Origin of the sequence: Streptomyces sp. NPDC048111 (assembly GCF_043202815.1) — a bacterium.
Lineage (GTDB): Bacteria > Actinomycetota > Actinomycetes > Streptomycetales > Streptomycetaceae > Streptomyces.
The window spans coordinates 88,834-95,654 of sequence record NZ_JBIDBD010000025.1 but is presented as its reverse complement, the minus strand read 5'-3'; the positions used below and the strand labels follow the sequence as shown (position 1 = coordinate 95,654).

Annotated in this window: 8 protein-coding genes; 3 read left to right on the top strand and 5 right to left on the bottom strand. The window is 69.2% G+C overall.

What is annotated here, in order from left to right; all coding sequences use genetic code 11:
* Positions 1-333: 333 nt before the first annotated feature.
* Positions 334-975 carry a DNA-3-methyladenine glycosylase gene (locus tag ACGF3I_RS28580; protein ID WP_393136925.1) on the bottom strand — a complete coding sequence of 214 codons (642 nt, stop codon included), beginning with the start codon at positions 973-975 and terminating at the stop codon, positions 334-336.
* A gap of 95 nt (positions 976-1,070) precedes the next feature.
* Between ACGF3I_RS28580 and ACGF3I_RS28575 the strand changes: the two genes are divergently transcribed.
* The 3 genes from ACGF3I_RS28575 (at position 1,071) to ACGF3I_RS28565 (ending at position 3,181) form a co-directional block, all read left to right on the top strand.
* On the top strand, positions 1,071-1,853 hold the full coding sequence (locus ACGF3I_RS28575) for a sporulation protein (protein WP_393136923.1): 783 nt from the start codon (positions 1,071-1,073) through the stop codon (positions 1,851-1,853).
* Positions 1,854-1,949: 96 nt separating this feature from the next.
* Positions 1,950-2,486: a YbhB/YbcL family Raf kinase inhibitor-like protein gene (locus ACGF3I_RS28570; protein ID WP_393136921.1), complete on the top strand. Its 537-nt coding sequence runs from the start codon at positions 1,950-1,952 to the stop codon at positions 2,484-2,486.
* A gap of 179 nt (positions 2,487-2,665) precedes the next feature.
* Complete coding sequence (locus tag ACGF3I_RS28565; protein WP_393136919.1) at positions 2,666-3,181, top strand: HNH endonuclease; 516 nt, start codon at positions 2,666-2,668, stop codon at positions 3,179-3,181.
* A 242-nt stretch (positions 3,182-3,423) separates the two neighbouring features.
* On the opposite strand, the gene ACGF3I_RS28560 is transcribed toward ACGF3I_RS28565, so the two are convergent.
* From ACGF3I_RS28560 to ACGF3I_RS28545, 4 genes are all read right to left on the bottom strand, one after another.
* A complete protein-coding gene (locus ACGF3I_RS28560; RefSeq protein ID WP_393136917.1) occupies positions 3,424-4,197 on the bottom strand; it encodes a sulfite exporter TauE/SafE family protein in 774 nt (257 codons plus the stop codon).
* A 143-nt stretch (positions 4,198-4,340) separates the two neighbouring features.
* Positions 4,341-5,300 carry an SPFH domain-containing protein gene (locus tag ACGF3I_RS28555; protein WP_393136915.1) on the bottom strand — a complete coding sequence of 320 codons (960 nt, stop codon included), beginning with the start codon at positions 5,298-5,300 and terminating at the stop codon, positions 4,341-4,343.
* An 80-nt stretch (positions 5,301-5,380) separates the two neighbouring features.
* A complete protein-coding gene (locus tag ACGF3I_RS28550) occupies positions 5,381-5,809 on the bottom strand; it encodes an NfeD family protein (protein ID WP_393136913.1) in 429 nt (142 codons plus the stop codon).
* Positions 5,810-5,928: 119 nt separating this feature from the next.
* Positions 5,929-6,720: an ABC transporter ATP-binding protein gene (locus ACGF3I_RS28545; RefSeq protein ID WP_393136911.1), complete on the bottom strand. Its 792-nt coding sequence runs from the start codon at positions 6,718-6,720 to the stop codon at positions 5,929-5,931.
* Positions 6,721-6,821: the final 101 nt, after the last annotated feature.

Sequence of the window (6,821 nt, the reverse complement as noted above, 5' to 3'; positions counted from 1 at the left end):
TTCCTTTGTACTCACCCTCTCGGGCTTTCCTCCGGGCGCTTCCCTTCGGTATTTCGTGTTCCCGACTCTATCAGACTCTTTCGTGTCCGATTCCCCGTCGGAATGAGGTTCGCTTCGAGGTCTTCGCTTTCGCGTTTCCCTTTCGGCGTGTCCACTACGTTAGCGGGTTTCCCCGGCCATTCATAATCGAGTCATTCGAGTTCGAATTCCGGCATGCCGAAATTCAACCCCGCTGGGGTTCGATCGTAGGTAGTGAGTGGCCTCTTGGGGTTGCTGAACAGCAGGGCCCGTCTCAAGCGGCTCGGGCTACGTTAGGCGTCCCTCGAAGCCGAGTCAAGTTCGACGTTTACGGGGCTGGTGCGCGCGGTAGGGGCTCACGGTCGGATCGTCCGCGATCCAGAACCGCCACGGGTGCGGGGCACCGTCGCCGCCCACTCCGGTGCGCGGTCCGCTGCGTACCTGGTCGGGCGGCGCCGGGGTGCCGGTGAGCACGGAGAGCGGTGCCTGGAGGCCCGCGCAGACGTCGACGCCGTTCAGGGGGCGGCCCACGTCGAGCGCGGTGGCCAGGCGGGCCGGGCCTTTGGCCAGTTCTCGGTCATGGCGGGCCGAGAGTCGACGTTTGCGGGCGTGCTCGGCGCCGACCCGGATCTCCCCGGCCCGCAGCAGGACTCCGCTCGCCTCTCCCTCGGGGCCGCACACGAGGTTGAGGCAGTGCCACATTCCGTAGGTGAAGTAGACGTACGCGTGTCCGGGCGGCCCGAACATCACCTCGTTCCGGGGCGTGCGGCCCCGGAAGGCGTGCGAGCCGGGGTCGTTGGGGCCGTCGTAGGCCTCCACCTCGGTGAGGCGCAGTTCGAGGGGGCCGTCGTCGGTGAGGCGTACGAGCGTGCGGCCCAGCAGGTCCGGGGCGACTTCCAGGACGGGTCGGTCGTAGAAGTCCCTGGGCAGTGGCGTACGTTCGGTGGCCGCGATCATGCCGTCCGAGGGTAACGGACCCCGGAGCGGAACCGGATGCGGTCGTTGCGCGTTCGTAGGGGTCGAGGTCGACACGTCATAGGGGAAGGACAGGCATGGGGTTCAAGCGGCTGCTGGCGAGTTTGGGGGCCGGCGGGGCTTCGGTGGAGACGGAGCTCAGCGAGGCCAATGTGGTGCCCGGCGGGGTCGTCCAGGGCGAGGTGCGGATCCAGGGCGGCTCGGTCGATCAGCAGATCGAGGGGCTTTCGGTGGGGTTGCAGGCCCGCGTCGAGGTCGAGGGCGGTGAGCACGAGCACAAGCAGGACATCGAGTTCACGAAGCTGCGGCTCGGCGGTGCCTTCGAGGTGAAGGCGGGGGCGGTGCACGTGGTGCCGTTCGGCCTGGAGATCCCCTGGGAGACGCCGGTCACGACGGTCGACGGGCAGCAGCTGCGGGGCATGCACATCGGGGTGACGACGGAGCTGGAGATCGCCCGGGCCCTCGATTCGGGCGATCTGGACCAGGTGCACGTGCATCCGCTGCCCGCGCAGCAGGCGATCCTCGACGCGTTCATCGGTCTGGGGTTCCGGTTCAAGAGCGCGGACATGGAGAAGGGGCACATCCGCGGGACGCGGCAGCGGCTGCCGTTCTACCAGGAGATCGAGTTCTACGCGCCGTCGCAGTACCGGGGTCTGACCCAGGTGGAGCTGACGTTCGTCGCGGACGACCGGGCCATGGACGTCGTCCTGGAGATGGACAAGAAGCCGGGTCTGTTCAGCGAGGGCAGCGATTCGTACCGCTCGTTCCAGGTGGGTCTGCACGACTTCCGGGGGACGGACTGGGCGGCGTATCTCCATCAGTGGCTGGCCGAGGTCGGCGGGCGGCGGAACTGGTTCTGAGGCCGGAGCGCCTAGGCTCGGGTTCCACCAGTCGTAGCAGGTGACGTCGCGGCAGGTGACGTCGTAGCAGTTGAAGGCGAATCAGGAGGTGCCGACGTGAGCGAGCTCAAGAGGCCGCCGCTTCCCCATGACTTCCACCCCGAGGTGCCGTCGTTCACGGTGGTGAGCGAGGACGTCGAGCAGGGTGGCGTGCTCGGGGACGCTCAGGTGTACGCGGCCGGGAACACGTCGCCGCAGTTGCGGTGGGAGGGGTTTCCGGCCGGTACGAAGAGCTTCGCGGTGACGTGCTTCGATCCGGACGCGCCGACGGGCAGCGGGTTCTGGCACTGGTCGGTGTTCGACATCCCGGCGTCGGTGACGGAGCTGGTGGCGGGGGCCGGCAGCGGGAAGTTCGAGGGGCTTCCGGCCGGGGCGGTTCAGGTGCGCAACGACTACGGGTCGAAGGACTTCGGGGGTGCGGCTCCGCCCGCCGGGGAGACCCATCGGTATGTGTTCACCGTGTACGCGGTGGACAGCGAGAAGCTGGGTCCTGACGCGGAGGCCTCGCCCGCCGTGGTCGGGTTCAACCTGCGCTTCCACACGCTCGGGCGTGCGCAGCTGGTCGCGGAGTACACGGCGCCCGCGGAGAGCTGACCGTTCGTTTTCCGTTTGCCCTGCCCTGGTCTTGGAGAGATCAGGGCAGGGCATTTTTCTGTTGTCGGTCCGGGTTCACCGCTCGGGGGGCCGCGGATATTGCGTTGTCCATCGTGGCGAGCCCGGCCAGAGTTGATCCAAGCCCGCGTCGGTGGGCCGGCACTACGGAGGTGGGCAGGATGAGGGACACGCTGGTTTTGAACGCGAGCTTCGAGCCGCTCTCGACGGTGACGCTCAACCGTGCCGTGGTGCTGGTGCTCCAGGACAAGGCGGTGGTGGAGCAGTCGCACCCGGATCTGCGGATGCGTGCGGCGGCCGTGGACATACCGGTGCCGCGGGTGATCCGGCTGTGCCGTTACGTACGGGTGCCGTTCCGAAGACAGGCTCCGTGGTCGAGACGGGGTGTGCTGATCAGGGACCAGCACCGGTGCGCCTACTGCGGGCGGCGGGCGACGACGGTGGACCATGTGGTGCCGCGGGCGCAGGGCGGGCGGGACGGGTGGCTGAACACGGTGGCGTCCTGTGCCGAGGACAATCACCGCAAGGCCGACCGGACGCCGCAGGAGGCGGGGATGCCGTTGCTGCGCCAGCCGTTCGTGCCGTCGCCGGCCGATGCGATGCTGCTCGCGATGGCGGCCGGGGACCGTTCGGAGCTGCCGGAGTGGCTGGCCACGGGGGCCGTGCCGGCGGCCTGAGGTCGGTGCGGACCCTGCCGGTGGGGTGTCCGTGCGGTCCCTGCCGTGGGGGTCCGGTTCGTACCGGCTCGTGGGGTCCGGTCCGTGCCGGCTCGTGCGGTCCGGTCCGTGCCGGCTCGTGCGGTCCGGTCCGTACCGGCTGGTGATTGAGGGTTTGTGCGGCCGGTCCTGGCGCAGGTGAGCCGGTCAGGTGCGGAGCCCGCCTTCGGGTGAAGGCGGGCTTCTTCGTGTGCGTACGGGCGTTATTTCAGGGTGAGTTGGAGGATCGCGACGACGCCGACGGCGATGATGACGCCGCGCAGGACGGCGGGCTTCAGGCGGCGGCCGACCTTGGCGCCGATCTGGCCTCCTATGGTCGAGCCGACCGCGATGAGCAGGACGGCGGTCCAGTTGAACTCGGCGACGAAGAGGAAGAAGACGGCGGCGATGCCGTTGACGACGGCGCCGAGGATGTTCTTGACGGCGTTGATGCGCTGGAGGCTGTCGTGCAGGAGCAGGCCCATCAGGGACAGGTAGAGGACGCCCTGGGCGGCGCCGAAGTATCCGCCGTACATGCTGGCCAGGAAGAGTCCGGCCAGCAGGACGGGGCCGCCCTCGGGGTGGACCTCGGTGCCGCGGGCCTCGCGGCGGCGCTTGATGTGGGCGGCGAGGCGCGGCTGGAGGAGGACGAGGACGAGGGCGATGCCGACCAGGACGGGCACGATGGCGTCGAAGGACGAGGACGGCAGGGCGAGCAGCAGCACGGCCCCGGCGAGGCCGCCGAGGAGGGCGGCGCCGGCCAGGCGGAGCACGCGGCGGGTCTGGCCGCGCAGTTCGTGGCGGTAGCCGATGGCTCCGCTGATGGAGCCGGGGACCAGGCCGAGGGCGTTGGAGACGTTCGCGGTGATGGGTGGCAGGCCGGTCGCCAGGAGCACGGGGAAGGTGAGGAGCGTGCCTGATCCGACGATGGTGTTGATGGTGCCCGCGCCGATGCCGGCGGCGAGGACCGCGAGTGCTTCCCAGATGGACAAGGCCATCTCCTTACACGTTCAGTGAGTCGCCTCCCCGCCATGGAGGTCGAGGGGCCGCACTGATCATGCATGAAGGGTGTACGGGGCAGTCAACTCGCCCCGGTGCGGCGGGGGTTGGGGGCCGCCCGCCGCCGGTCGCGGTCGGGTCGTCAGTCGACCGAGGGGGTCTCGCGGCGCTCGGCGGGGCTGTTGCCTTGGCCGCTGCCCTGGTTGCCGGTGTTGAAACCGGGCATGCCGCCGCCGAGGTTGCCGAAGGCGCCGGAGAGGCCCTTGAGGGCGTCGCCGATCTCGCTGGGCACGATCCAGAGCTTGTTGGCGTCGCCTTCGGCGATCTTGGGGAGCATCTGGAGGTACTGGTAGGAGAGCAGCTTCTGGTCGGGGTCGCCGGCGTGGATGGACTCGAAGACCGTACGGATGGCCTGGGCCTCGCCCTCGGCGCGCAGCGCGGCGGCCTTGGCCTCGCCTTCTGCGCGCAGGATCGCGGACTGCTTCTCGCCCTCGGCGCGCAGGATCTCGGACTGCCGTACACCTTCGGCCTGAAGGATGGCGGCGCGCTTGTCACGGTCGGCGCGCATCTGCTTCTCCATCGAGTCCTGGATGGAGGTGGGCGGTTCGATCGCCTTGAGTTCGACGCGGTTGACGCGGATGCCCCACTTGCCGGTGGCTTCGTCGAGGACGCCGCGCAGGGCCGCGTTGATCTCCTCGCGTGAGGTGAGGGTCCGCTCCAGGTCCATGCCGCCGATGATGTTGCGGAGCGTGGTGACGGTGAGCTGCTCGATCGCCTGGATGTAGCTGGCGACTTCGTAGGTGGCGGCCCGGGCGTCGGTCACCTGGTAGTAGATGACGGTGTCGATGTTGACGACCAGGTTGTCCTGGGTGATCACCGGCTGGGGCGGGAAGGGGACGACCTGTTCGCGGAGGTCGATGCGGTTGCGGATGGAGTCGATGAACGGGACCACGATGTTGAGGCCGGCGTTCAGGGTCCGCGTGTAGCGGCCGAAGCGTTCGACGATGGCGGCGCTGGCCTGCGGGATCACCTGGATGGTCTTGATCAGGGCGATGAAGACCAGCACCACCAGAATGATCAGGACGATGATGATCGGTTGCATCGCTTACCCCCGTGCCCTTCTTGCTCTCGGATGGCCCTGGAAACGTTGGCGGTTACCGGACTTGATGATCCTGGCATGGTTCACATGACGATGGCAGTGGCTCCGTCGATCTCGACGACGTCGACCTGCCGGCCGGGCTCGAAGACGCCGTCGGGGGCGAGGGAGCGGGCCGACCAGACCTCGCCCGCCAGTTTGATCCGGCCGCCCTCGGCGTCGACGCGTTCGAGGACGAGGGCCTGACGGCCTTTCAGGGCCTCGGTGCCGGTGGCCAGTTGGGGCCGCTGGGTGCGGTGGCGCGCCGCGATGGGGCGGACGACGGCGATGAGGGCGACCGACACGGCCACGAAGAGCAGCACCTGGGAGACGGTGCCCAGGCCGAGGGCCGCGCCGATCGCGGCGGCGACCGCGCCGACGGCCATCATGCCGAATTCGGGCATGACGGTCAGCACCAGGGGGATGCCCAGCGCCGCCGCGGCGATCAGCCACCAGACCCATGCCTCGATGTCCACGTGGTCATGGTAGGTCCGGGTGTCCCCTCACCGACAGTGCACGATTCCCCGGCGGTGCACGGTTCCCGGACAGTGCACGGTTCCCGGACGGTGCACGATCACCCGGCGGCGCACGATGGTCAGCCGAGCGGGAGGCCCGTCGCGGTGTAGCGGTCGCCGCGGTGCTCGACGAGCAGCGGGAGGCCGAAGCAGAGGGAGAGGTTGCGGGAGGTGAGCTCGGTCTCCATGGGGCCCGCGGCGAGGACCTTGCCCTGGCGGATCATGAGGACGTGGGTGAAGCCGGGGGCGATCTCCTCGACGTGGTGGGTGACCATGACCATCGAGGGGGCGTACGGGTCGCGGGCCAGGCGGCCGAGGCGGCGCACCAGGTCCTCGCGGCCGCCGAGGTCGAGGCCTGCGGCGGGCTCGTCGAGGAGGAGGAGCTCGGGGTCGGTCATCATGGCGCGCGCGATGAGGGTGCGCTTGCGCTCTCCCTCGGAGAGGGTGCCGAACTTGCGGTCCAGGAAGTCCGTCATGCCGAGGCGGTCGAGGAAGGCGCGGGCGCGGTCCTCGTCGACGGCGTCGTACTCCTCCTGCCAGGTGGCGGTCATGCCGTAGGCGGCGGTGAGCACGGTCTGCAGGACGGTCTGGCGCTTGGGGAGCTTGTCGGCCATGGCGACGCCGGCCATGCCGATGCGCGGGCGCAGCTCGAAGACGTCCACCCGGCCGAGCTGCTCGCCGAGGATCCTGGCGGTGCCGGTGCTGGGGAAGAGGTAGCTGGAGGCGATGTTGAGGAGGGTGGTCTTGCCGGCGCCGTTGGGGCCGAGGATGACCCAGCGCTCACCTTCCTTGACCGACCAGGAGACGTCGTCCACCAGAGCGCGTCCGTCGCGGACCACGGATACGTCCACCAGCTCCAGTACATCGCTCATGAGCGCGTTGTCTCCCCATGCCATCGTCTTGAGTTCGCGAGTGCGGGGGTGCGCGCGCCGGTGGGCGCGGTCCCCAGGGAAAACCTACGCCACCGGGGAAG